This window comes from Denitrobaculum tricleocarpae (assembly GCF_007004665.1).
Taxonomy (GTDB): Bacteria; Pseudomonadota; Alphaproteobacteria; order Kiloniellales; family Kiloniellaceae; genus Denitrobaculum; species Denitrobaculum tricleocarpae.
This window is the reverse complement of record NZ_ML660054.1, coordinates 292,511-316,304: the sequence shown is the minus strand read 5'-3', so window position 1 is coordinate 316,304 and position 23,794 is coordinate 292,511. Positions and strand designations below refer to the sequence as shown.

General features: G+C 58.4%; 19 protein-coding genes and 1 riboswitch. Of the genes, 5 read left to right on the top strand and 14 right to left on the bottom strand.

From position 1 onward, the window contains the following. Positions 1 to 63: 63 nt before the first annotated feature. Positions 64 to 672, top strand: coding sequence for a biotin transporter BioY (locus FKG95_RS10545; RefSeq protein ID WP_179954038.1), 609 nt, complete (start codon positions 64 to 66; stop codon positions 670 to 672). A gap of 230 nt (positions 673 to 902) precedes the next feature. Here the strand turns inward: FKG95_RS10545 and FKG95_RS10540 are convergent, their stop codons facing one another. From FKG95_RS10540 to FKG95_RS10510, 7 genes are all read right to left on the bottom strand, one after another. Further along, complete coding sequence (locus FKG95_RS10540; RefSeq protein WP_142896316.1) at positions 903 to 1,586, bottom strand: energy-coupling factor ABC transporter permease; 684 nt, start codon at positions 1,584 to 1,586, stop codon at positions 903 to 905. 53 nt (positions 1,587 to 1,639) lie between these two features. Beyond that, positions 1,640 to 1,851, bottom strand: a riboswitch (cobalamin riboswitch). Positions 1,852 to 2,032: 181 nt separating this feature from the next. Next, on the bottom strand, positions 2,033 to 3,673 hold the full coding sequence (locus FKG95_RS10535; protein ID WP_142896315.1) for a TRAP transporter large permease: 1,641 nt from the start codon (positions 3,671 to 3,673) through the stop codon (positions 2,033 to 2,035). A gap of 4 nt (positions 3,674 to 3,677) precedes the next feature. After that, positions 3,678 to 4,220 carry a TRAP transporter small permease subunit gene (locus FKG95_RS10530; protein ID WP_142896314.1) on the bottom strand — a complete coding sequence of 181 codons (543 nt, stop codon included), beginning with the start codon at positions 4,218 to 4,220 and terminating at the stop codon, positions 3,678 to 3,680. Positions 4,221 to 4,458: 238 nt separating this feature from the next. Then, on the bottom strand, positions 4,459 to 5,571 hold the full coding sequence (locus FKG95_RS10525) for a TRAP transporter substrate-binding protein (RefSeq protein WP_142896313.1): 1,113 nt from the start codon (positions 5,569 to 5,571) through the stop codon (positions 4,459 to 4,461). Between the two features lie 414 nt (positions 5,572 to 5,985). Then, positions 5,986 to 6,744 (bottom strand): arginyltransferase, encoded by a 759-nt coding sequence (locus FKG95_RS10520; protein ID WP_179954037.1) that lies wholly within the window; start codon positions 6,742 to 6,744, stop codon positions 5,986 to 5,988. Positions 6,745 to 6,873: 129 nt separating this feature from the next. Next, on the bottom strand, positions 6,874 to 7,836 hold the full coding sequence (locus FKG95_RS10515; protein WP_142896312.1) for an alpha-E domain-containing protein: 963 nt from the start codon (positions 7,834 to 7,836) through the stop codon (positions 6,874 to 6,876). Then, the gene (locus FKG95_RS10510; RefSeq protein WP_142896311.1) at positions 7,829 to 9,280 is read right to left on the bottom strand and encodes a circularly permuted type 2 ATP-grasp protein; all 1,452 of its coding nucleotides are present in this window, start codon (positions 9,278 to 9,280) and stop codon (positions 7,829 to 7,831) included. The genes FKG95_RS10515 and FKG95_RS10510 overlap by 8 nt, the downstream gene beginning before the upstream one ends. Before the next feature lie 240 nt (positions 9,281 to 9,520). On the opposite strand from FKG95_RS10510, the gene FKG95_RS10505 reads away from it, so the two are divergent. Continuing rightward, positions 9,521 to 9,922 carry a YybH family protein gene (locus tag FKG95_RS10505; protein WP_142896310.1) on the top strand — a complete coding sequence of 134 codons (402 nt, stop codon included), beginning with the start codon at positions 9,521 to 9,523 and terminating at the stop codon, positions 9,920 to 9,922. Positions 9,923 to 9,940: 18 nt separating this feature from the next. On the opposite strand, the gene FKG95_RS10500 is transcribed toward FKG95_RS10505, so the two are convergent. Beyond that, a complete protein-coding gene (locus tag FKG95_RS10500; protein ID WP_142896309.1) occupies positions 9,941 to 11,155 on the bottom strand; it encodes a multidrug effflux MFS transporter in 1,215 nt (404 codons plus the stop codon). Positions 11,156 to 11,407: 252 nt separating this feature from the next. After that, on the bottom strand, positions 11,408 to 12,466 hold the full coding sequence (locus tag FKG95_RS10495; RefSeq protein WP_142896308.1) for a 3-deoxy-7-phosphoheptulonate synthase: 1,059 nt from the start codon (positions 12,464 to 12,466) through the stop codon (positions 11,408 to 11,410). A 518-nt stretch (positions 12,467 to 12,984) separates the two neighbouring features. Here FKG95_RS10495 and FKG95_RS10490 point away from each other — a divergent pair. Further along, a complete protein-coding gene (locus tag FKG95_RS10490) occupies positions 12,985 to 14,373 on the top strand; it encodes an aminotransferase family protein (RefSeq protein ID WP_142896307.1) in 1,389 nt (462 codons plus the stop codon). Positions 14,374 to 14,501: 128 nt separating this feature from the next. On the opposite strand, the gene FKG95_RS10485 is transcribed toward FKG95_RS10490, so the two are convergent. From FKG95_RS10485 to FKG95_RS10470, 4 genes are all read right to left on the bottom strand, one after another. Further along, positions 14,502 to 15,008 carry a YchJ family protein gene (locus FKG95_RS10485; protein WP_142896306.1) on the bottom strand — a complete coding sequence of 169 codons (507 nt, stop codon included), beginning with the start codon at positions 15,006 to 15,008 and terminating at the stop codon, positions 14,502 to 14,504. A gap of 311 nt (positions 15,009 to 15,319) precedes the next feature. Further along, positions 15,320 to 16,267 (bottom strand): flagellar motor protein MotB, encoded by a 948-nt coding sequence (locus FKG95_RS10480; RefSeq protein WP_142896305.1) that lies wholly within the window; start codon positions 16,265 to 16,267, stop codon positions 15,320 to 15,322. An 83-nt stretch (positions 16,268 to 16,350) separates the two neighbouring features. Continuing rightward, the gene (gene motA / locus FKG95_RS10475) at positions 16,351 to 17,217 is read right to left on the bottom strand and encodes a flagellar motor stator protein MotA (protein WP_142896304.1); all 867 of its coding nucleotides are present in this window, start codon (positions 17,215 to 17,217) and stop codon (positions 16,351 to 16,353) included. 110 nt (positions 17,218 to 17,327) lie between these two features. Then, complete coding sequence (locus FKG95_RS10470) at positions 17,328 to 18,152, bottom strand: class I SAM-dependent methyltransferase (protein WP_142896303.1); 825 nt, start codon at positions 18,150 to 18,152, stop codon at positions 17,328 to 17,330. Positions 18,153 to 18,484: 332 nt separating this feature from the next. On the opposite strand from FKG95_RS10470, the gene FKG95_RS10465 reads away from it, so the two are divergent. Continuing rightward, on the top strand, positions 18,485 to 18,967 hold the full coding sequence (locus tag FKG95_RS10465) for a flavin reductase family protein (protein ID WP_142896302.1): 483 nt from the start codon (positions 18,485 to 18,487) through the stop codon (positions 18,965 to 18,967). Between the two features lie 37 nt (positions 18,968 to 19,004). Here FKG95_RS10465 and FKG95_RS10460 read toward each other — a convergent pair whose 3' ends face one another. After that, positions 19,005 to 21,500 carry a YbiU family protein gene (locus FKG95_RS10460; RefSeq protein ID WP_142896301.1) on the bottom strand — a complete coding sequence of 832 codons (2,496 nt, stop codon included), beginning with the start codon at positions 21,498 to 21,500 and terminating at the stop codon, positions 19,005 to 19,007. Positions 21,501 to 22,393: 893 nt separating this feature from the next. Between FKG95_RS10460 and FKG95_RS10455 the strand changes: the two genes are divergently transcribed. After that, positions 22,394 to 23,659, top strand: coding sequence for an ABC transporter substrate-binding protein (locus FKG95_RS10455; RefSeq protein ID WP_142896300.1), 1,266 nt, complete (start codon positions 22,394 to 22,396; stop codon positions 23,657 to 23,659). Positions 23,660 to 23,794 lie beyond the last annotated feature (135 nt).

Sequence of the window (23,794 nt, the reverse complement as noted above, 5' to 3'; positions counted from 1 at the left end):
AAGCTATGTTTGACTGCTTTCGCGGTCGTAATCCAATTTCGGATGTTAAGTGAGGAAAATGAAATGCAGGGTGCACAGACTGTAAACGCAACGCTTGCAGATGCCCTTTGGCCGTCGGGAAGCAAAGCGATGAGCGCCGGCCGCGCTGTTCTGCTGGTCTTTGCCGGCAGCGTGCTGCTGACGATCGCGGCGAAAGTGCAAATTCCCTTCTATCCGGTTCCGATGACGATGCAGACCTTTGCCGTGCTGGCGCTTGGCATGGCGTTGGGCTGGCGTCTGGGCGCCGCCAGCGTTCTTTTCTACCTGGCGCAGGGGGCAGCTGGTCTGCCCGTCTTCTCCGGGACTCCCGAAAAGGGCATCGGCCTGCTCTACATGGCAGGGCCGACCGGCGGATATCTTCTTGGTTTTGTGCTGGCGGCAGCCCTCCTTGGCTGGCTCGCGGAGCGCGGCTGGGACCGCAGGGTGCTGACCACGGCGCTTGCCATGCTGATCGGCAATGTCGTGATCTACGTTCCGGGTGTTCTCTACCTCGGCGTTCTCTTTGGCTGGGACAAGCCGATTGTGGAATGGGGACTGACGCCCTTCCTGCTCGGGGACCTTGCCAAGCTGGCGCTTGCCGCCGCTGTCTTGCCGGCAGCGTGGCAACTGCTCAAGCGTTTTAAGCGCGGCTGATCAAGCCGGATACTCCAATGCGAAAGGGCCGCTGGAAAAATCCAGCGGCCCTTTTTCCTGCTCATTCCACGTCGCAGGAAGCAGATGTCGCGGTTAGACCGGATCATCTTTAGACAGAACCACTTCGTGGTTTTGCCTAAAGGTGTGAATCCGCTCTATATCTTATAGTTAGATCAGATTCACAAGCACGATAGATCGCCTTCGGCGATTCCATCTAAACTTGATCTGATCTAGCTCGCCGCGTGGTGAAGTCGGTTATAAAGCAGCGGATTCTTGGCATAGGGTGCCAGGAATTTAGCCAGTGCGAGAACCGCAAGATCGGCCAAAGGTTCGAGAATGATGACCGTCATGTAAGCCGCTCCAAACGTCCCCACGGCCGCGAGGTTCTCGGCAGTGAAGCCACTGCCGTAGAAGGCCCAGAACGCAACCCAGGCCACGATACCGCCCTGATAAGCGGTCGAGAGGGCAAGCGCCTGGGAGTATTTCACATCCACGTAAGCTGTATCAGCGGGAATGATCCGCTTGGCCAGCAGGCTCAGGCCCCAGAGTGGAACCAGGAGCGTGGTGACGTTCATGCCGTATTGCGGCAGATCGAAGGGCGCGAGGAAGAGTCCCTGGAACAACAGACCTGCGGCAAGTCCGATTGCGGCTGGTCCGGCGCCGAACATCAGATAGAGCGTCGACCCCAGGATAAAGTGTACTTCCGACACACCGACCGGATAGTGCGGAAAGATTTCAAAGAAAGAGAAGACGAGCGCAGTGGTCACGACGCTGCGCATGGCCAAGGCTGCAATGCCGCCATCTTTGCGAACAGTGTCCAGCGCCATTTTACCGAGCAGGCCGAGAGAGGCCGCCGCCGTTCCATAGCTTAAAACCAGTTTTGCGCCGTCAACGACGCCGGGTTCGATATGCATTTGATTGTCCTTTCCGCACCCACCGTGCGTAGAGAGGTTATGTTGTGCGCGCAAAGGCGCGGGATGTGATGGCAGGTCTCCTGGCTTGCGGCTTGCAGTTTCATCCGCCTTCCCAGCCTGAACGGCCAGTGGCTTTACGGATGTCTCATGCCGCTCACAGTTGCGGGGGCAGCCACGGTCTCGGTCCCTGATGGGTACGCCTCACCGTGTTCCCTTTTGATCCGCCGCTCGGTCGGTTGGCGGAACCATCATGGAAACTCTGCAAGAAAACGCGGAAAGCCGCAAGGGATCCAAAGGCTTATTTTCACATTGTTTGATCGTATTTTCGTGAAGATGTGAAAACCGGAACAGGGGGCATGTCGCAACCTTTCCAGCACTGCATTCGGTGATAAAAAAAGAGCCGCAGAATTTCTCCTGCGGCTCTTTTCTCTCAAAGCTGTTTGAAGCTATCCGAACACCACCTTCGGCAACCAGGTCGCCAGTTCAGGGAACTGGGCCAGAACCAGCAGGGCGATGATCTGAATGACTACGAAGGGTGCGACACCCTTGTAGATATTCATGGTGGTCACGCTCTTGGGTGCGACGCCGCGCAGGTAGAAGAGGGCGAAGCCAAAGGGCGGGGTCAGGAACGATGTTTGAAGGTTCATGGCCATCATCACACCCAACCAGACCGGGCTGATATCGCTCTGCAGCAGCACCGGTGCCACGATGGGCACCACCACGAAGGTGATCTCGATGAAGTCCAGGAAGAAGCCCAGGAAGAACATCACCAGCATCACGATCAGGATGGCATAGGGGCCGGCCTTGCCGCCCGGGATGTTGTCCAGGAACTCGTGCACGAATTCATCGCCGCCCAGTCCCCGGAAGACCAGTGAGAACACGGCCGCACCGATCAGGATCACAAAGACCATGGAGGAGATTTCCATGGTCGTGCGCATGACCGGGGTCAGGATAGAGGTGGCCCAGACACGTCCGAGGCTGACCAGCAGGCCCCAGGCGAGGCCGATGCAGCAGACGGCGGCGATTAAAATGCCGATTGTATCTGCGGTCCCGATTTCGTTACGCGAGACCCGCAGATCGAAGAAGCCCTGCAGGATCAGCATGATGGCCAGAGAGATGGCGGCGACGATGATCGGCCGCTTGGTGCCGTCATCGAGGGTCTTGCCGATCAGGCTGTTACCGCTGGTCTGCACATCGTCCAGCATGCCCAGTTCCTGAACCCGCAGACCTGCGAGCAAGGTGGCGCCGATGGCGCCGACGGCCGCAGCCTCCGTCGGGGTCGCGATACCTGCGAGGATCGATCCCAGCACCGCAATGATCAGGGCGACGGGCGGCACCAGGGCATGCATGACCTTTGCAACAAAGGACGGACCGCCCACAACGATTTCGTCACGCGGGACCGGCGGTGAAGAGTTTGGCACGAAAAAGGCCATGAGCAGTTGGTAGGTAATATACATACCCACCAGAAGCAGACCGGGGATCAGAGCACCCGCGAAGAGATCGCCGACTGATACCGGATCCGGCGACCAGTTACCGACGATGCGCTGTGCGTCGGAATAGGCGTTGGAGATCTGATCGCCCAGAATGACCAGTACGATCGACGGCGGGATGATCTGGCCCAAGGTTCCGGATGCGCAGATCGATCCGCAGGCCAGCGAGGGGTTGTAACCCCGGCGCAGCATGGTCGGCAGGGAAAGCAGGCCCATGGTGACAACGGTGGCGCCCACGATACCGGTCGATGCGGCGAGCAGAGCACCCACGATGGTGACCGAAATGCCCAGGCCGCCGCGCAGGGAGCCGAAAAGCTGTGCCATGGTGTCCAGCAGCTCTTCGGCCACTTTCGACCGTTCCAGCATGACGCCCATCAGGACGAAAAGCGGAACGGCGATCAGGACTTCGTTGGTCATGGCATTGCCGTAGATCCGCGAGGGCAGGGCGCCGAACAGCGTCATATCGAAAACGCCGTAGGCATTGGCTACCAGAGCGACCGCGAGCGAGACACCGGAGAGGGTGAAGGCAACGGGAAAGCCTGCCATCAGGCAGAGGCAGGCTGCGCCGAACATGATGAATAGAAAAGTCTCGGCCATAATCTCAAAATACCTCGTGGTCTTCTTCGGCGGGCATGTCTTCCACGCCGCGCAGAACGAGGACCGAGTGAATCGCCAGCGAAATGCCTTGCGCGAAAACCAGTACGCAGAAAACCGGGATCATGGTCTTGAGCAGAAACACGGCCGGAATACCGCTGGTTTCTTTGGAATGCTCCAGGACCTTCCAGGAATTGATCACGTAAGGCATGCTGTACACCATGATCAGGACGCAGACCGGTGCCAGCAGCAGGATCACACCGAGCAGGTCCACGATCGCCTTGGTCCTTGGTTTGGCCTCGCGATAGAAGATATCCACCCGGACATGGCCACCGTGCAGCAGGGTGTAACCCGCGCCGGCCATGAAGAGGATGCCGTGCATATAGATCACGGACTCCTGCATGAAAATCGAGCCGATGCCGAAGACGTAGCGCATCACCACGACGATGAACTGAACCAGCACCATCAAGAGAGCCAGCCAGGCGATTTTTTGGCCGATTCCCTGATTAAGTGCGTCGATTGTTTTTGCCAACTTGGCCAGAGAACTCACTCTGCCTCCTTTTTCCGTCACGGATTTTTTTTCTTATTTCCGTTTCGGCCCCTTGGGTCTGATCGTATTTCGCTGGGTCGGTAAAGATCTCAAATCAGCCTCTCATCATCGGGCGAGAGGAGGATTTACGGTCTTGAATGACGAAAAGGTCCGCGCTGGCGTTCAGTGCGGACCTTCTCTCTAAGCTTTCACGCTCACTCCCTTGGCTCTTACCCGCAGGCGTAAGCGCAATTAAGGCCTATCGTCCGTATTTGAACGGCAAGGAACGAGCGTTCCAGTAGCCTTGATCCGAGAGCTTCGACCAGGCGATCGAACCGCTGCGGAAGGCCATGTAACTGTCGTAGACCTTTTTCGTGATCCCGCCCTCATCGGCCGCGGTGGCGACAACTTCGCCCGATGCGGTCCCGATTGCGGTCATAACCTCGTCGCTGAACTGGCGCAGCTGAACACCGTGATCGTTGATCAGGGTCTTCAGGGAGTCGTTGTTCCGCGCGTTGTATTCCGCGAGCGAGTAGTTGTTTTCAGCCAGTGCGGCGCCCCGGATCAGAGCCTGGTCGCTCTCGCTGAAGCTCTCCCAGACGGACTTGTTGATACCGCAGCAAAGCATCGAGCCGGGCTCGTGGAAACCGGGCCAGTAGTAGAACTTGGTGACCTTGTAGAAGCCAAAGGCCAGATCATTCCAGGGGCCAACCCATTCCGTTGCGTCGATAGCGCCGGACTGCAGAGACGGGAAGATTTCACCGCCCGGAAGGTTGACAGCCGCTGCACCGATCTGGCGAAGGACTTCACCGCCCAGACCCGGCATACGGATCTTCAGGCCTTTGAAGTCTTCAAGAGAATTGATCTCCTTATTGAACCAGCCACCCATCTGGACACCGGTGTTACCGGCCGGCAGATGCTTGATGTTGAAGTCTGCCCCGAGTTCGTCCCACAACTCCTGACCGCCGCCGTGGTTGATCCAGGCATCGATTTCCGTCGCGGTGAAGCCGTAAGGCACGGCCGTGAAGAAATTGTAAGCCTTTGACTTGCCCTGCCAGTAGTAGTCGGCGGCATGGTACATGTCGGCTGTGCCGCTGGAGACGGCGTCGAATGACTCGAAAGGCGGAACCAATTCGCCTGCTGCGAAGAGCTTCACCGTGATCCGGCCATCCGTCATTTTGGTGATGGAATCAGCCAGACGCTGTGCACCAGTGCCCAGACCCGGGAAGTTCTTCGGCCAGGTTGTGACCATCTTCAGTTCGCGTTTGTCCTGCGCGATCGCAGGCGTCGGAAAACTGGACGCGACTGCTGCAGTTGCTGCAGCTGCGGCGCCGGTAGCCGAGGCCCGCTTTAGGAAGTCACGACGTTTCATATAATATCCTCCCTGATACAAAATTTTGGCAGAAATCCGGAAGATTTTTGTCCCCATCCGGGCTGCCGTTGCGAGACAATAGAGACCTTCTCTTGCCGTTGCAACAGAGAGGAAAACACGCCTAGATATTAGGCAGACAATGGATTTACCGTGACCCGTAAGTGACAAATAAACTTACATTTTTTGCAAAAATAATACTTTTCCGAAGCTCTTTCTTTCGGTTTTACTCTTCTAATGAATTCAATTTTTAGATGATTCTTTGCCGCAGTGTTCAAATTCGCGAGCCTGCGTTGTGATCTAATGCCTGCGTTGTGATCTACTGAGAGAGGCGGCAGGCGGGGTGCTCGCGTTCAAAGACCGATAGAGTTCTCTGTTGGCATGACTTTACCTGTTAAGCGGGCAACTGCCGGATCATCAGTCAAACAGGATTTTCCAGCCCTGCGGTGTAAAACCCTCAATCGGCCGGAACCGGGTCTTATACGACATCTTGGGAGAAGCTTCGATCCAGTATCCCAGATAGACATATGACAGCCCGCGCGCGACAGCGGCCTGGATCAGCCAGAGCACCATATAGCTGCCAAGGCTCTGATCCTCAAGATCCGGATCAAAGAAGCTGTAGACGGCAGAGGGGCCGTCGATCAGCCAATCGACGAGGCAGGCCGCGAGCAATCGTCCGCTCTCGTCCCGGAACTCGATAACGTTGGTGTTCAGGCGTGTGTGCTCGATCATGCCGCTGTAGTCGTCGAAGCGCATTCCGATCATCTCGCCGTCCGCATGCCGGGAGGTCAGATAGAGGTCGAACAGGGCATATTGCTCGTGCGTCGCGACGGCGGGGCGTTCGCTGGCGTGAAGGCTTTTGTTTCGGTTGGCTACCCTCTTCAGGGACTTGCCGGGCTGAAATTGCGTGGCAATCACTCTCACCGGTACGCAGGCATTGCAGCCACTGCAGGCGGGCCGGTAGGAGAAGAAATGACTGCGCCGGAAGCCGGCGCGGGACAGAAGGTCGTATTGCTCGACGGCGTCGGCGCCGGCAATGTCGGTCATAACCTTGCGCTCCCAGCGCCCCTCCAGATAGGGACAGGGTGTTTCCGGCAGTGCGCAATAGACCTGGGGCGGAACCCGCCATTGCTTTGCTACTCGACCTGGGTGCGCAGTGTTTTTATCCGGTTTCATCGATGCTCTCGCAGTCACACGGATAGAGCTTACCCTGCTCTGGACCATATCGGCAGCAGAAACTTGATTTGGCAAGCATTTCTGCCCTGCTTCTCCTCTATTGCGCTCTTTCTCTATTGCGCCTCTTCTCTACTGGGCCTCCTCATACCCGAAGAAGTCCCGGCCCAATTCATCATGCACAATGATTAAACTGCACTGGATCCAATCCAGGAACTCGTGCAACCCGGTTTTCACGATGGCTTCGGCGGTCTGGTTTACCAGGCCACCGCGCAGGCCATCCAACTGCTCAAGGGCGCCAACGCCGCGCTTTAGGCCATAAGTTGACTTCATCTCGTGCAAAAGCTCTTCCAGTTCCTCGATACAGGCCAGGACTGATCTGGGGAACCGCTTGTGAAAGAGCAGGAAGCCGGCCACCCCGGTTGGAGACATACCCCTGGGGTGGACCCGCCTGAAGGCATGGTATCCCGCCGCCGAGCGAAGAACCGAGTTCCACTGGCTGACATCCAGTGGCGAGCCGACGGCTTGAGGGGAGGGCAAGAGCAGATGATATTTGACGTCGAGCAGCCGCGTGGTTTGGTCCGCACGTTCGACCCAGCGGCCAAGCTGATAAAAATACCAGCCTTCGTCGCGGTAAAAGGTTCCCTCGGTAATCCCCGTGTGAGTCTGGCAGGCTTCCTTGATAAAGGAACAGAGCCGGGCAATGCGTGGCGCGGCAAGGTTGGCGCGGGTCATGGCGCGCAGATGATTGTAGAGGATGTTGAGCTGGATCCACATTTCGGTGGATATCAGGGGCCTCAGGGTTCGCGCATTCTCCCGTGCCATCCCGATCGAGGAGATGATTGAGGAGGGGTTGTTGGGATCCAGCACGTAGAAATACAGGACGTTATCCGCACTGGCTTCCATAGCGGTCTCGGCGAAGCGTTCTTCGTCGCGATAGAGCTGAAGGATCATCTGCCAGTTCTGACTGCCCCGGCTGTCGCGGCTGAACGTCTCGTTGACATCGAGGACGCGGGCCAGGTTTTCCGTCCGCTCGACATAGCGGGCGAGCCAGTAGACGGCTTCGGCATAGCGGGAGAGAAGATGATTATTCAAGAACCCAGGTATCCTTTGATCCGCCACCTTGCGATGAATTGACGACGATCGATCCCTTTGTCAAAGCGACCCGGGACAGGCCGCCCGGCAAAACCCAGGTGGATTTGCCGGTGACCGCAAAGGGCCGCAAGTCGACGTGCCGCGGTTCGATGCCCTCGTCGACCAGTGTTGGACAGACCGAGAGATTGATCATCGGCTGGCTGATGTAGTTGGCCGGATCTTCCAGAAGCTCCTTGCGGCAGGCCTCGAGTGCTTCGGCGGACGCGCGCGGTCCGATGGTGATGCCGTAGCCACCCGCTTCGCCTACCGGTTTGACCACCAGCTTGTCGAGGTTGGCCAGCGTGTAGTCCAGACCTTCCTTCTCCCGGCAGATGTGGGTTTCCACATTGTCGATGATCTGGTCTTCATCAAGGTAGTATTTGATGATGCGTGGCATGTAAGCGTAAACAGCTTTATCGTCCGCGACGCCGGTGCCCACGGCATTTGCGAGGGCGACGTTGCCTTTACGGTAGGCGCCCATCAGACCGGCGGCGCCAAGCGTGGATTCCGGATTGAAGACGGCCGGATCCAGGAAGTCGTCGTTAATTCGCCGGTAAATCACGTCAACCGGCCGCAGACCGTTGACGGTCTTCATGAAGACGCGGTCGTTCTCGACCACGAGATCCCGGCCTTCCACCAAGGGAACGCCCATCTCCCGTGCCAAAAAGATGTGCTCGAAATAGGCCGAGTTATAGGTTCCGGGCGACAGCAGAACGACCTGGGGATCGAGGACCGAGTCCGGCGCCATCTCGGTCAGGGCTTCGTGCAGCTTTTGACCATAGTTGGAGACGGAACGGATTCCAATGTCGCGCATCAGATCCGGAAAGATCCGCTGCATCAGATGGCGGTTTTCCACGACGTAGGAAACACCGGATGGTGAACGGGCGTTGTCTTCCAGGACATAGAATTTGCCGTCGCCGCCGCGCACAAGATCAGTCCCGTTGATGTGGACGTAGTTCTTGTGCGCGACGTCCAGGCCTTCCATTTCAGGGCGATAGCCGGGATTGCCGAGCACCAGCTCTTTCGGAATAATCCCGTCTTTCAGGATCTTCTGGTCGTGATAAATGTCCCAGAGGAAGCAATTCAGAGCCGTCACCCGCTGGGCGACGCCGCGCTCGATGAAGTCCCATTCCTGCGCTGAAATGACCCGCGGGATCACATCAAAGGGCAGTATTCGATCTATGGCTTCTTTTTGAGTATAGACCGTGAAGGTAATGCCGAAGTTATAGAGCTCCAGCTCGGCATCGTGCGCGCGGTCTCGAAACTCATTGACCGGGATCTGACCGAGCTTGTAGCGGACGGGCTTGGTGTGCGGTGCGACGGAAGCGTTTTTGCCCAGCATCTCGCAGTAAAAATCGTTCGGGTCGTAACTATCGAGCAGGCGCACGTGCTCTGTTTCGGTCATAGACTACCCCTGACTAACTCGCCTGTTCTTGTCTCGGCGTATCAGGTTGCTATCGCAAACCGCGGCGCTAACGACCCGTCGCCGTCATTCATTAACATCAGTATTGCAGTTAATTGCAGCGTGACGCCAGCACGGAATGAACAATCAAGCCTGAACGTTTAGCTCGGCGACTTCGATTGCTAGAATTGGCGGACTTCGATCTTGTTCAAGTAAATCTCAAAACAATCTCAAGGCAATCAAATGACAGACTTATCGGGTGTGCGTGAATGTCTTGGAGCATGGTTGGCGGCTTTCAACGCGAAAGACATCGAAAGCCTGATGTCGCTTTATGATCCCGAGAGCAGCTATGCGGGGGCGCGAACACCACTGATGCGCGGCATCGACGAAATCAGAGCCTGTTATGAACGCTCTTTTCCCCAGGTCACCGGCACGCTGATGTTCAAGGAAGAAGCGGTCTTCGAACAGGAGTCTATGGCGCTGATCTACGGAAGCTTTTACTTCAAACCCGATGCGGATGTCGATGAGCCGGGCACCACCGGCCGCGTGGCCATCGTTTATCGCAGAGCGGGCGACGGCAGCTGGAAACTGCTGTTCGACATGGACAACAGCGCGCCGGACGTGACGCCAAAGGACTTTATGTAAACACCGTTCCGCAAGCAATCAGGAACTGGCCGAGGGAGGCAACAAGCTCTCGCGGCGGTCAATCCGGCGCACGGAGAGTGCGGCCAAGAGCCCGGCTGCCGAGCAGAAGAGCATCAGTGCAATCAGTGCGAAGGCTCCGTTCTCTTCGGTCAGGATTGCGCCGGTGACCGAGGTGAAGACAGCGCCCGAACCGACCGTCAGTGCCCCGGAGAGGCCCGATGCGCTGCCGGCAAGCCGGGGGCGAATAGAGAGCGCGCCGGCGTTGCTGCTGGGCATGGTCAAGCCATTGCCGATCCCCACGAAGAGCGTCGCGCCGAACAGGGTAAGCAGATTGACGGTGCCGGTGGCAATGAAAGCGAGACCGATCAGCAGACCGCCGCAGGCAACAACCCGCCCTGCGATCATCATGGTGGTAAGGGCGGTGCGCTTGGCCAGGCGTCCAGAGAGAAAGCTGCCGAAGAAAAAACCGCCCGTGATCGAGCCGATGTAAAGACCAAGTTCGGCGGAACTCACGCCGAGCAGGGTTTGTGCGACCAGGGGCACGCCGCTCAGAAAACTGTAGAAGGCGGCGGTCGAAAAGGCCATGCAGAGGGAGTAACCCCAGAAACGCCGCGATTGAAAGAGCTCCGGGTAGCTCCTGAATTGCCGGGCAAAGGTTTCCGAGGGCTCCTTGTTGGTCTCCCCTAGGTCGGTCCAGCACAACAGCAGCAGAACGGCGCCCAGCCCCGTGAAAGCCAGAAAATTTGCCCGCCATCCGAAGACGGCGTCCAGCGCCCCGCCGAACATCGGTCCCAGCATGGGCGCGACCGCCATGGCCATACTGACATACCCCATGAGGCTCGCAGCCTCCTGTGCCGGAACCATGTCCCTGATCACAGCGCGTGAGAGGGCGGTTCCGGCGATGATCGCCCCTTGAAGGATCCGAAAGGTAAGGAAGACCCAGATGTCCGTTGCCAGCGCACAGCCCAGCGAGGCCATGACGAAAACCACCAGCCCAACCAGCAGCACCGGGCGCCGCCCGAAGCGGTCGGAAAGCGGACCCATGATGACCTGCAGAACCGCTGTGATTGCCAGGTAGCCTGCGATCGAGAGGTTGACCAGCGCATAGTCCACCTGAAAGTCCAAGGCCATGCCGGGGAGCGAGGGTAGAAACATATTGAGGGACAGCGTCGACAGCGCGGTCAGCAGCACCAGTGTGACCATTCGGGGCGGGGAGGAGGCGGCTCGGAGCATATGGGGTTTGTATGTCCTTGGGTCTAAAACGCGCGCATAAAAAAAGCCCCCGGTTTCTCGGGGGCGCATGGAATGATCCTCCGGACCCGTTAACGGGCCCTGCGCCTTTTCCTGCGGACGACGACGGGAGAGATCATGAAGCTGTGCTCCGTTATGTTCAGCTGTCAGGCTAGGCCCCGCATCGCATCAAGTCAACGGCGCCGGAAGCCCTGGCTCAGGCCTCCGGACGTTGCTTATCCGATTTTCATTCATTCAGGCCGCTGCCCGCCTGCGTCCCGACACGGCTTCGGCCAGACCATAAAGCACGTCAATCGTGGTCGCCCAATCGATGCAGCCATCAGTCACCGATTGGCCGTACTTCAGCGGCTTGTTGGTGAGATCCTGGCGTCCGGCAACGAGGTGGCTCTCGATCAGCAGGCCCAGAATACGACGCTCGCCGCCGGCGATCTGGTCTGCGATATCCGCGGCGACCAGGGGCTGATTCTCGGGCTTCTTAGCGCTGTTGGCGTGGCTGGTGTCGATCATGACGACGCCGCGCTGACCCGCGGCCTCTGCCGCGCGGCAGGCCGCGTCGACGGAGCCCGCATCATAGTTCGGAGCGGCCCCACCACGCAGGATCATGTGGCAGTCTTCGTTTCCGGTCGTCGCGGCGATGGCGCAGCGGCCGGTTTTGGTGACTGCCATGAAGTGATGCGCATGGGCGGCTGACTGTACTGCATCAAGTGCGATCTTTATATCTCCCGAGGTGCCGTTCTTGAACCCGACCGGGCAGGAGAGGCCGGACGCCAGTTCCCGATGGATCTGGCTTTCCGTCGTGCGGGCCCCGATTGCGGCCCAACTGACTTGATCCGAGATGTATTGCGGTACGGTGGTGTCCAGAAACTCGCATCCGACCGGCACGCCCATCTCGTTGATCTGCGCCAACAGGCGCCTTGCCTTGGCCAGTCCGCTGTTGATGTCGAAGCTGCCGTCCAGATGCGGATCGTTGATCAGGCCTTTCCAGCCGACCGTGGTTCTGGGTTTCTCGAAATAGACCCGCATGACCACTTCCAGACTTCCTGCCAGCTCCAGACGCAAAGCCGAGAGACGCTGCGCATAGTCCAGCGCGGCCTCCGGGTCATGGATCGAACAGGGGCCGACGACCACCAGAAGCCGGTCGTCCTGGCCTTTCAGAATACGCTGGATGGCGGTGCGTGTGCCCCGGACTGTTTTCGCAGTCTCCGGGGTCAGCGGGATTTCATCCAGGAGCTTCTCGGGGGAGACCAGCTCGGTTATCTCTTTGATTCTCAGATCATCGGTTGTTTGTTGCATCGCTCGGGTTCCTTGTCTGTGGCTCCCAGCGGAAACAAAAAAACCGCCAGTGAGCTGGCGGTTGGATCGGTCTTATACGTCTGTTGTCGTCAGAACATAGGATCCCCTCCGTCCGCCATTGGGCCCGGATAGCTAAAGTAAAACCAAAAAGCGGCGAAGGAGTTGATCATGGCGGGAGCCTGACATGGGAAGGGGCGGGCTGTCATCAAGTTTTTTTCCGGCTGATTGTCGCTCGCTGCCAAGGCTTTGCCGCTCCACTGCACAAACCGGTTGTCGCTATGGCCGATATTACAACGATCTTGGATCCATCAGTTAAGGTATCGATCCGGCTCGGTTGGCTGAACAGGCAAGATTCGATGTCGAATTGAAAATCGAAATTGCGCTTGCTCTCGACTCTGGGCTATGACGGATATGGGACAGAAGAGTTCTGTAACCGGTTACATCCAGGCACAGAGCCATCTAGGCGGAGTTCTCACAGTCTGTTGTGGGGCTGTTGCGGGTCATTTGGGAGAAAAACAATGAACATCAATGTCGACGTCAACGATTTCAGCCAGGTCATCGAGAATGACCGGACCCGTATCTGGCACCATCTGACCCAGCATAAGAAGTTCGAGACGGTCGATCCGCTCCTGATCATCGAGGGCAAGGGCTTGCGGGTCTGGAACCAGGCCGGGCGCGAACACCTGGACGCGGTCTCCGGCGGGGTCTGGACCGTTAACGTCGGCTATGGCCGCGAGCGCATCGCCAACGCCGTGCGCGATCAGCTGGTCAAGATGAACTTCTTCGCCGGCTCCATGGGCACTATCCCCGGCGCCAACTTCGCCGAGATGCTGATCGCCAAGATGCCGGGTATGAGCCGCGTCTACTATTCCAACTCCGGTTCCGAGGCGAACGAGAAGGCCTATAAGATCGTCCGTCAGATCTCTCATCAGAAGCACGGCGGCAAGAAGCACAAGATCCTTTACCGCGAGCGCGACTACCACGGCACCACCATCACGGCCCTGTCCTCGGGCGGCCAGCAGGAGCGCAAAGGCATGTACGGACCCTTTACGCCGGGCTTCGTCGAGGTGCCGCACTGCCTTGAGTACCGTTCCCAGTGGGGCGAGGTCGAAGACTACGGCGTGCGCGCGGCCAACGCCATCGAAGAGGTCATCCTGCGCGAGGGCGCTGATACGGTGGGCGGCCTGATCCTGGAGCCGGTGACGGCAGGCGGTGGTGTGATCGTGCCGCCCGCGGGTTACTGGGAGCGGGTTCAGGAAATCTGCGCGAAGTACGACATCATCCTGATTATCGACGAGGTCGTTTGCGGTATGGGCCGGACCGGCGAGTGGTTCGGCTATCAGCATTACGGCATCAAGCCCGACATCGTGACCATGGCCAAGGGGGTCGCCTCGGGCTATGCCGCGATCTCCTGCACGGTGACCACGGAAGCCCTGTTCGAGGAGTTCAAGTCCGATCCCGAAGAACCCATGAGCTATTTCCGCGACATCTCCACCTTCGGCGGCTGCACGGGCGGCCCGGCGGCAGCGATCGAAAACATGCGCATTCTGGAAGATGAAAACCTGCTGGCAAACACCGCGAAGATGGGCGATTACCTGGTTGATAAACTGGAGGGCCTGAAGGGCAAGTACGACATGATCGGCGAAGTCCGCGGCAAAGGCCTCTTCGTCGGCGCCGAGCTGGTCGCCGACCGCGAAACCCGCGACCCGGTCCCCGAGTCCGTGACCCAGGCTATCGTCGGCGACTGCATGAAAAACAACGCCGTCGTCATCGGCGCCACCAACCGGTCACTGCCGGGCCTGAACAATACGCTCTGTCTCTCCCCGGCGCTGATCGCCACCAAGGACGATATCGACGAGATCGTCTCGGCGATTGATGAAGCGCTTGGTCGGGTGACGGCGGCTTAAGAGACTCGCTTTACTGCTTTCCCCGATTCAGAGGAGCTGGACCGGGGAAAGCAATTGCGATCGGTAACTGATGTGGCACTTGCGGGCGCCCTATCACGAGAGCGGTGCTGTCAGCAGCGCTTGTTCGGTTAAGCCCCGCAGCACTTCTTGTATTTCTTGCCCGAACCGCAGGGGCAGGGGGCGTTGCGGCCGATCTTGACGACTTCGCGCGGCGCTTCCTTAGGGTTTATCTGTCCGGTGGTATAGACCCAGCGGCCCTCTTCACGCTCGAAGGCAGCCAGCTCGTGATGCGCGTGCCGCTGGCCGCCCAGGGTAAAGTGCGCGACGAATTCAACGGTTCCGGTCTCGTCCTTCTCACCACCGTCTGTAACAGCGCGGACCTCCAGTCGCTGCCATTTGGCGTTTCCGGCTGTGTTTTCCGCATCGGTCTTATCGAAATCCTTGCGCGCCTCGGACGACAGGGTTTCGGCGAGGTAATCGATATTCCCGATGGCAAAAGCGGTATAGCGCGAGCGCATCAAGGCTTCCGCGGTTGGTGCCGCCGTGCCACCGAGTGCGAGCCCGCAGCAGGCGTCAAAACTCCGGCCTGATCCGCAAGGGCACTGCGTCGTGGCGAGAGACTCTGTTTGGGCCATCGCTTTTCGCTTTCCTGTGTCTAAGGATAAAAATGAACGCGGTTTAGAGCGTCCGTCTAAAGCGGCCTGCGTCGTGAAAGGTCAGCTTTGTTCGGGGCAACATAGCGAGGATAGGCCGAGGTGTTCAAGCGAATCAGGCCCGGCGTCCGACTGTGGGGTCCGCTTGGAAATTCTCTTCTGTTTTCCGTGCAAGAAAGATGTTGAAGAGCATAGCGGAAAATAGAGTTTCGGTCAGGCCGCGGCTCGTTTTGACCATCGGCCGTAAAGACCCGGGAGGTTCGGTCACACGGGCGCCTTAGAACCACTGAAGCTTAATTCACCGCTTCGCCTTCGGCTTCAACGTCCTGGTTTTCCCGCAACAGAATAATCGAAATACGCCGGTTTTGCGGTGACCTGGGATCCTCGATGATGAGTGGATCCATCGCGGCACGCCCGACCACCGACACCACGCGCTCGGGCGTCAGTCCCGAGTCGATCAGCGCGCGGCGGCTGGCGTTGGCGCGGTCGGTCGAGAGTTCCCAGTTGCTGTATCCGTTCGCACCGGAGAAGGGCGTCGCGTCGGTGTGGCCTTTGATAGAGATATTCTGCGGCAGATCACCGATCGCCTTGACGACAAGGGCCATGAGCTTGGCAGTATGTTCGAACATGTCGGCCCGGCCCGAAGGGAACATTGACTTTCCGTCCTGATCGACAAGCTGAATGCGCAGGCCTTCCGGTGTATTGTCGACCACGAGATTATTGACCAGTTCACTGAGTTCCGGCGCTTCGATGATGGCCCGCTTCAACGCGGCTTTGGCTTCGTCAAACTGTTTGGTTTCTTCCTCGAACTTGGCTTTTCGGGCGGCTTCCTCGGCCTCACGCGCCGCCTTGGCAGCGGCGGTTTCTTCGGGTGGGGCGTCAGGATCGGGTTCCGACTCCTCCGCCGGGGGCAGGGTGACCTGAATCCCGATTGCTGATCGATCGGAAATCATCGCGCCTTCCTCCGTGACGGTCTGTCCACCGAGGACGCCGTCGGAACCGCTGGTCGTGGAGGAGACCCGTGTGGTGGGCGTAAAGTAGTCGGCGATGCCTTTCTTTTGTTCCTCCGTGGTGTTGGCGAGCAGCCACATCAGGAGGAAAAAGGCCATCATGGCGGTCACGAAGTCGGCGTAGGCAATCTTCCATGCACCGCCATGGGATCCATGGCCGCCTTTCTTGACCTTCTTGATAATGATGATGTTGCCACCACCATCACCGCCATTTTCGCCCTCTTCGGCCATTTAGATTTGCTTTCCTCTGATACGGCTCCCGCCGCTTACAAGATCGATGTGCCCGATGCCTCTATCATCAAACGACAGCGGGGCTAGGCGGGTGCGGGCAGTGCGTCGGAGGCTTCCTCGACCTCCGCGAAGCTCGGACGTGCGTGGGACAGCAGGCATTTGCGGGCGTATTCGACGGACACCGTCGGCGGGTTGCCGGCCATGTGGGACAGTATCCCCGCCTTGATGCACTCGTAGTATTTGGAGTCTTCTGCGACGACCACGTTGAAGGCGCCGGCCATGGGGCTGACGACGCCGTAGGCCATGAAAATACCGAAAAAGGTGCCGACAAGCGCTGCACCGATCAGACCACCCAGAATTTCCGGCGGCGCGGAGATGGAGCCCATGGTCTTGATCACGCCCAGAACCGCCGCGACAATGCCCAGAGCGGGCAGAGTGTCGCCCAGACCGGCGATGGCGCCGCCGATTGCGTGTTCTTCCGCATGATGGGTCTCGAGTTCGAGATCCATGATCGCTTCAATTTCGTGAGGTTTGTTGGCGCCGAGAGACATCAGGCGCAGGTAGTCACAGAGAAAATCCACTGCGTGGTGGTCGCCGTGGAACTTCGGAAATTCCGAGAAGAGCGAACTTTCGTGCGGGTTTTCGATGTGAGGTTCTAGGGCCAGCATGCCCTTGGTCTTGGCCAAACGGAAAACCTGGTACTGCATGGTCAGCAGTTCGAGGTAGTCCTCTTTCTTATACACGGGGCCCTTCAGCATACGGCCGAAGGCTTTGCCGACGCCGCCGATGATCGCCTTAGAGTTGTTGGTGATGATAAAGGCGCCGACGCCGCCACCGAGGATGATGACGAATTCGAAGGGCTCCCACAGAACGCCCAGCTTTCCGCCCATGGCGACATAGCCGCCGGCGACGCAGCCAAAGACAACCACAAGACCGATAATGACAAACATCTGAGCCCAAGTTTCCTAATGATGGAATTTGAGCAAAGTTAGATCGAATTCGGTTAATAACCTGTTTATTAGGAGAAAATTCGACCTCTCGCAGTCGAAGACTGCCTTTGTCAGAGGCGGTAGACGAGAAGTTCGGTCTCTCGGCTGTCCTGGACCGTGACCACTTCGTCGGCTGTGACCCCGGGAACTTCAAAGGAATTGCTGATCAGGAGCGTGCCGGACCCCATTTCGCGTTTTGCCTTCTCGAAAAGCCGTGGCATGGGTTCCGGGGAGAGGAAGCAATAGACCAGATCGAAGACGCTCAGGTCCTGTTTCCAGAGGTCTCCGTAGCGGATTTCGAGATTGGGGGCGCCGCTGACCAACGCGCGCAGGCGCGCCAGGGCGTAGGGCAGCGGTGCCGATTCAATACCGACGAACTCTGCCTGCGGATATCGGCGGGCGAGGTAGAGCAGTGCCCCGCCCAGACCGCAACCGATATCGCTTACCTTGAGGGGCTCTTTCGAGCGCTGCGCCTCTGCGCCAAGGAGGGCCTCGAGAGCCTGCCAGGTTTTTCGGTTGGTGAGATAGAGCGGGACCCGGTCGTCGGCACTGTTCCAAAACACCAGAGCCAGGGCCAGGAACAGCAACGGATAGATCCAAGCGGGGAGGTTGAGCAAGAGTGCCAGCGCGGCTGCCGCCGGCAGCAGAAGATTGATCGGAAGCCACCATCGCGCAAGGCCCAGCAAGTGTCCCAGGCCAGCCGCGATCACTCCCTGGAAAGCCAATAAGAGCGGTAAGGGAAGAACAAGATCGGCCCGGTTTCCCAAGATCTGCTGGCCACCAATCACGATAACGGCAGCGGCGATCTGGGCGACAACGGCCCGGATCAGGGGATAACTTCGCTTACTCGAGGAAAGGCTGCGCGCGTCGTCCGGGGAGGGGGTGGCTTTGGTCATCTTGGGCTCAAAAGGGTCTGGTCGGAATGAACGCGGCTTGAAACGGGCCCGTGCGTTCGTGTTTCGCGCCGATTTGCCATTCACCACACTAGGTCGATCGTTCGTAGGCTGCAACTTATCCTCATCTGCCAAGCACTTATCAATAACCCTGTGCAAAGCTGTTTTGGAACCTATTTTAGGGGGCGGCGGTCCACAGGCTTTAACTGGGTTGTTCTATGCTGAACCGGTAAAAGGCGGTCCGGGCCCAGCGGACACGGGAAGATATTTATTTTTCCGCCGCCGTGCTGTATCGATGCGCCTGAGCAAGGCCAACTGCGGAAATGAAAAAATCGATGAAGTTCGATTCACAGGATTACCGGACAGCCCTCGGGTGCTATGCCACAGGCGTCGCCGTGGTCTCAGTCCTTGATGATGCGGGCTTGCCGCGCGGTGTAACCGTCAATTCCTTTAACTCGGTATCGCTCGAGCCGCCGCTGGTCTCTTTCTGCATCGATCGTGCGGCCTTCAGTTTTCCCTGTTTTCAGAATGCGGAGCACTTCGTTGTTAATGTTCTGGCAGAGCCTCAGGAGGCACTCTCCGTCCGCTTTGCCAGCCCCAAACCCGACAAGTGGGACGGCATCCCTTACGATGTCTGGGAGAGCGGCGCGCCGATCCTGCCGGGTTGTCTGGTGAACCTGGAATGCGCGCTGGATGCCGTGCACGACGCGGGCGACCACATCATTGTGGTGGGTAAAGTGACCAGGCTCGCCATGGGGGCTGCCGGTTCCCGGCCCTTGCTGTATTTCCGCGGCGCCTACAGCAAGATGGCCGGCTAAGCGCCGTTCTCAGATCACAATCTTCAAACCATAACCGTCAGACAAGGGTATCGAGCGCCATCTGTTCTCTGCCCAGCTCGGTCAGATCTGAAGCTGTTGCGCGCCCTTTGAAGTTCACCTCGTAGTTTTCCGGCGCAAAGTCCGGGGCCGAGAGGCCTTCGATAAAGGCGCGTGCCTGCTTTCTGGCGTAGACCGTATTCTTTGCGCAGCGCGGTGACGCGCCGACGTAAACCACATTCGAATAGCCCGCGCCGTTATGCTCGTCTTCGACTGCGTGAATGACGTCAGGGTGCCACCAGACCGTGTCTCCGGGCTCGACGGTCGGGATGGAGATCAGGCCTTCGAGCAGAAGTGGGTGCCATTCCTCGGTTGCGCTGAGCGCCCGCCCCGGCAGCGCGCCACAGAGGTCGTCCTCGGCGACGTCGTCCTGCAGGGCGCGCAGCAGCATATAGGCAATCGCCTTTGCGCTCGGCACAAGCTGCAGTGTCCCGTCGTTCGGGCCCTGGGTGGTCAGGCCGGTCCACCCCTGGAATGTCCGGAACATGGAGCAGACAGCTGGTGAAGGGTATTCGATGGTCTGCGTGCGTTCCGCGGCATTCCAGGGATCGTAGGCCTGCCAGTCTCCGGCAAAGACAGCTTCGTAGATGGTCTGGAATGCGGGATCGGTCCAGCGCTCGTAGGAGCCGGCATCCATATGCGGCGACAGGCCAAGTGTTTTATCGCCCGGCTCGCGGCGCCGGATCCGGTCCGCATAGGTGTAATCGTTGTCCGGATCGAATTCCTTGCCGTTCGGACCGGCGATGTCCCATAAGCCGTTGAGAAAGCGTTTCGTTGCCGCCATGGTCTCTGCCTGACGGATCATGATTTGCGGCTTGGACCAGTAGAGGCCGAAGATCTGCGGGCGGCCGGATGCGAGCTCGTCGAAGTATTTGTCCAGCCCGCGTTTTTCCACTTCCTTCTCATAGTAGCCGTTATCGTCGATATAGGCGCCGAGTTCCTCGTTCCAGTCTTCGGCTTGTGTACGGTCGAAAACGCCCCGTATCACAACCGCACCGCGCTTGCGAATATCGGCGCGGGTCTGGTCCGAAACCATGCCGTCACGGATGGTCGCAAAATCAAGTTCAGGAATACAGGGCCGCCCAGCGGCCACCGTCGTTTTGATTTCGTCGATTTCTGCCTTCATGGCGTCGCTGAGGTGGGCAAAGGAGGCCTTGAGCTTTGCCTTGTTGCGGCGAAGCATCTTTTTGGCCGAAGTGATCTGCGCTTTGACCGCCTCGTCAGTCTTCCCAGCGCTTAAGGCGCGCGCGCCTGCGGGTTGGGTATCAGAAGACTTGGTTTTAGAAGGTTTATTTTCAGAAGGCATGCGTTCAGAAGGCTGGGCCGTCCCGTCCATTTTTGCTTCTCCCTTTTGTGCGCCGGCGGATTTTTGGGTTTTCTCATGACGAGCCGGCGAGGCTGCATCTGCCGACGAAGACGTGCGGAACCGGAGTTCGGGTGTGCCGATGGTCTGGAGGCTTGCGACTGGACTGTCATCCAAGCGCCGGAGAATGATGTTGGCCAGTTCCTGTCCGGTTGCGGTCAGGTCCTCGTAAATCGTATCGATTTGCGGCTGATAGTGATTGAAAATACTCGAAGTTTGCTTTGCAACGATGTCGACGTCTTCGCCGATTTTGAGCCCGGCATCCGCAAGACCTGCCATCAGGGCTATTGCCGAGATCTCGCCGCCGCAGACGAAGCCGTCCGGACGTTGGCCTTGCTTCACCAATTCCCGGATGGAGGTTCTGATTTGCTCGGCGGTGCTGTCGAGATCGACCTGCGATAGGAAAACTTGCTCCACGCCGGCCTCGCGCACGGTGTCCGCAAACCCGCGGGTCATGTGCTGGTGATAAGTGTGAGCCGTGGGCGGCGCAATCAGAACCAGCCGCTTCCGGCCTTTTTCGATCAGGCGCCTGGCCGCGAGCCGGCTGAATTCGGCATTGTCGTAGTCATGATAGGGATGCTCCGTCGCAAGCTCGGTCCGTCCGTGGCTGACGAATGGAAAATCGATCTCCATCAGATAGCGTACCCGAGGGTCCATGGGTTCGGTGCGCGAGAAGACAATGCCGTCGGCGGAACCGCTTTCGGTGATGTAGCGGACGGAGTCCATCGGATCGGCATTGAGAAAATGTGGCGTTACCACAAGGTGATAGGGGGTCGAGCTCAGAACCTGCGACAGGCCGAGGATGACCGAAGAGCCATAGCCGACCACCTCGTCATGCGGGTTCAGGACCAGGCTGATGACATTGGTCTTGCCGGTCCGCAGCCGCACACCCGCGCGGTCCGGGTAGTAACCAACCTCGCTGGCCACCTGGCGGACCTTGCGTTTCGTCTCTTCGGCAATCTCAGGCCCGTCCTTCAGGGCCCGGGAAACAGTGGTGACGCCGAGGCCCGTAATTGTCGCGATTGTCTTTAAAGTCGGCCGTTTGCCGCGGTTTCGTAAACTCGCGTGAGAAGCTGACGGGGGCAGCGGAACATCAGTTGGTTTGTCGGTCACGGGCGGCCTCGAGTGGGGGTAGTTAGATCGACTATGAAACTGTAACGTTACAGATTTTTAAGCATTCGTCAAAATCACTTTTTTCACAATCACCTTAACAAAGCTATAATATTAATTAAAAACAATTAGATAAGATGGTTTTCAGAGTTCTTTCGACAGGTGGTGCGCCGCCCTAAGTCTTTTGTAACGTTACGGATTTTGCCGCTATTCCGTCCCGGCGAGTTGGTGGTCCAGGGCAGTTGAAGGCTTCTTCGGGGCGTTCGACGTCGTGCTGCCTTCAAGAGTGGCTCTGTAAGTTACGGATCGCCTCGCAGCGCAACGGCAATGCGGATGTTGAGTACTGGTCTTGAACGGCAGTCTTCCCCGGATTGAAAAGCTGAAACGTTACAGCTGCTCACTGTAACGTTTCGACTGGTGATGGCTTACTGGAAGGCCTGCCGAATTGAGCAGGCCGATCATGTCCCGCTAAGCAGGGACTTAAGTCTTTCCAGATACCGTGTCGTGTCCGAAGGATTTGGCGTCACGGCTTTGCCTATCACTTGTATCGTTACAGATTTTGATTCGGTCCTGTTGCGGGAGATGGCGCCAGAGATGACGCCATTCGTATCTAATTTACAGAAACTATTCATAAAATTTTGGACGAACTGCGGAAATGACGCCAAAATCAAATCAAATTCGTAACGATACAGAACCTGCCGGATTCGATGGGCTTTTGCGGTCATTCCCCCGAGATGTCTCGCGCGGCCTTGCAATGCGGCAAAGGGGTGAAAGATTTGACGATCAAATTGGAATCAGACAGACTATGGCCTGAAACGATCTGTAACGTTACAGATTAAAAAGATCCGGCTCGGCGGACAGAAATCCAGCGCTTGGCGCTTAAGGGAGGATGAGAAATGAAACGTTATCTTTCGAAACTTGCGGGTGGGGTTGCCGTCTGCGCAATCATGACCGGTGCTGCGGGCGCGGTGTCGGCGGCTGACAGCTCCGTGGAGGTCCTGCACTGGTGGACGTCGGGCGGCGAGGCGAGCGCGCTGAACGTGCTGAAGGAGGACCTCGAGAGCAATGGCGTAGCCTGGAAGGATATGCCGGTCGCAGGCGGCGGCGGCGAGCAGGCCATGACGGTTCTGCGCGCGCGGGTCACAGCGGGCAATGCACCCACTGCGGTTCAGATGCTCGGCTTCGATATTCAGGACTGGGCGGCGGAAGGCGCGCTCGCCGACTTGAACAGGGTCGCAGCGAAAGAAGGCTGGGACGAGGTGGTTCCGGCCGCGCTGCAGCGCTTTGCCAAGCATGACGGCAAGTGGATTTCGGCCCCGGTCAACGTGCACTCGACGAACTGGGTCTGGGCGAATAAGAAGATTTTCGACGAGCTCGGCATTGCACAGCCCGCGAGCTGGGACGAGCTGGTCGCCGCCCTGGATAAAATCAAAGGCGCCGGTTACACCGCGGTTGCCCATGGCGGTCAGCCCTGGCAGGACGCAACCATCTTCGATGCGGTCGTGATGTCTGTCGGCGGACCTGAATTCTACAAGAAAGCCTTCGTGGATCTGGATCCGGACGCGCTCGGGTCCGATCAGATGAAGGAGGCTTTCGACCGTATGGCGACGTTGCGCTCCTATGTGGACGATAACTTTTCCGGTCGGGACTGGAACCTGGCGTCGGCCATGGTGATCGAGGGTAAGGCCGGCGTTCAGTTCATGGGCGACTGGGCAAAGGGTGAGTTCCTGAAGGCAGGCCAAAAGCCTGAGGAGGATTTTCTCTGTTTCCGCTTCCCCGGGACTCAGGGCACCGTGACCTTCAACTCCGATCAGTTCGCCATGTTCTCGGTGGGCGAGGAAGGACAGGCCGCGCAGGTGAAGCTGGCCAGTTCGATCATGGCGCCGTCGTTCCAGTCCGCGTTCAACGTGGTCAAAGGATCGGTTCCGGCGCGCACGGATATCTCAGATGAAGCCTTCGATGCCTGCGGCAAAAAGGGCATGAAGGAACTCTCGGAGGCCAACGCATCTGGCAAGCTCTACGGATCGATGGCGCATGGCCATGCGGCACCGGCGGCGGTGAAGAACGGCATCTACGATGTGGTTACCGCCCACTTTAATGGCGAATTCGACTCTGAGACTGCCGTCGAGGAATTGGTGTCCGCCGTCGAGGTCGCCCAGTAAATCGGGCGGTATTCCGAACTGTGAGTCGTCTCGAGTAAGTTGGCGATGGGTGTCCTTTGCGGCACCCGTCGCCTCGCTCGCTTTTACACCGTCATACGGGTTATCCGCCTCCGCGGCGGGCACGCCCCCGGTAAA

Coding starts and splice junctions, on each gene's coding strand:
- FKG95_RS10545 (WP_179954038.1), top strand. CDS start 64: ATGCAGGGTGCACAGACTGTAAACGCAACGCTTGCAGATGCCCTTTGG.
- FKG95_RS10540 (WP_142896316.1), bottom strand. CDS start 1,586: ATGCATATCGAACCCGGCGTCGTTGACGGCGCAAAACTGGTTTTAAGC.
- FKG95_RS10535 (WP_142896315.1), bottom strand. CDS start 3,673: ATGGCCGAGACTTTTCTATTCATCATGTTCGGCGCAGCCTGCCTCTGC.
- FKG95_RS10525 (WP_142896313.1), bottom strand. CDS start 5,571: ATGAAACGTCGTGACTTCCTAAAGCGGGCCTCGGCTACCGGCGCCGCA.
- FKG95_RS10520 (WP_179954037.1), bottom strand. CDS start 6,744: ATGAAACCGGATAAAAACACTGCGCACCCAGGTCGAGTAGCAAAGCAA.
- FKG95_RS10510 (WP_142896311.1), bottom strand. CDS start 9,280: ATGACCGAAACAGAGCACGTGCGCCTGCTCGATAGTTACGACCCGAAC.
- FKG95_RS10505 (WP_142896310.1), top strand. CDS start 9,521: ATGACAGACTTATCGGGTGTGCGTGAATGTCTTGGAGCATGGTTGGCG.
- FKG95_RS10500 (WP_142896309.1), bottom strand. CDS start 11,155: ATGCTCCGAGCCGCCTCCTCCCCGCCCCGAATGGTCACACTGGTGCTG.
- FKG95_RS10495 (WP_142896308.1), bottom strand. CDS start 12,466: ATGCAACAAACAACCGATGATCTGAGAATCAAAGAGATAACCGAGCTG.
- FKG95_RS10490 (WP_142896307.1), top strand. CDS start 12,985: ATGAACATCAATGTCGACGTCAACGATTTCAGCCAGGTCATCGAGAAT.
- FKG95_RS10485 (WP_142896306.1), bottom strand. CDS start 15,008: ATGGCCCAAACAGAGTCTCTCGCCACGACGCAGTGCCCTTGCGGATCA.
- FKG95_RS10480 (WP_142896305.1), bottom strand. CDS start 16,267: ATGGCCGAAGAGGGCGAAAATGGCGGTGATGGTGGTGGCAACATCATC.
- motA (WP_142896304.1), bottom strand. CDS start 17,217: ATGTTTGTCATTATCGGTCTTGTGGTTGTCTTTGGCTGCGTCGCCGGC.
- FKG95_RS10470 (WP_142896303.1), bottom strand. CDS start 18,152: ATGACCAAAGCCACCCCCTCCCCGGACGACGCGCGCAGCCTTTCCTCG.
- FKG95_RS10465 (WP_142896302.1), top strand. CDS start 18,485: ATGAAGTTCGATTCACAGGATTACCGGACAGCCCTCGGGTGCTATGCC.
- FKG95_RS10455 (WP_142896300.1), top strand. CDS start 22,394: ATGAAACGTTATCTTTCGAAACTTGCGGGTGGGGTTGCCGTCTGCGCA.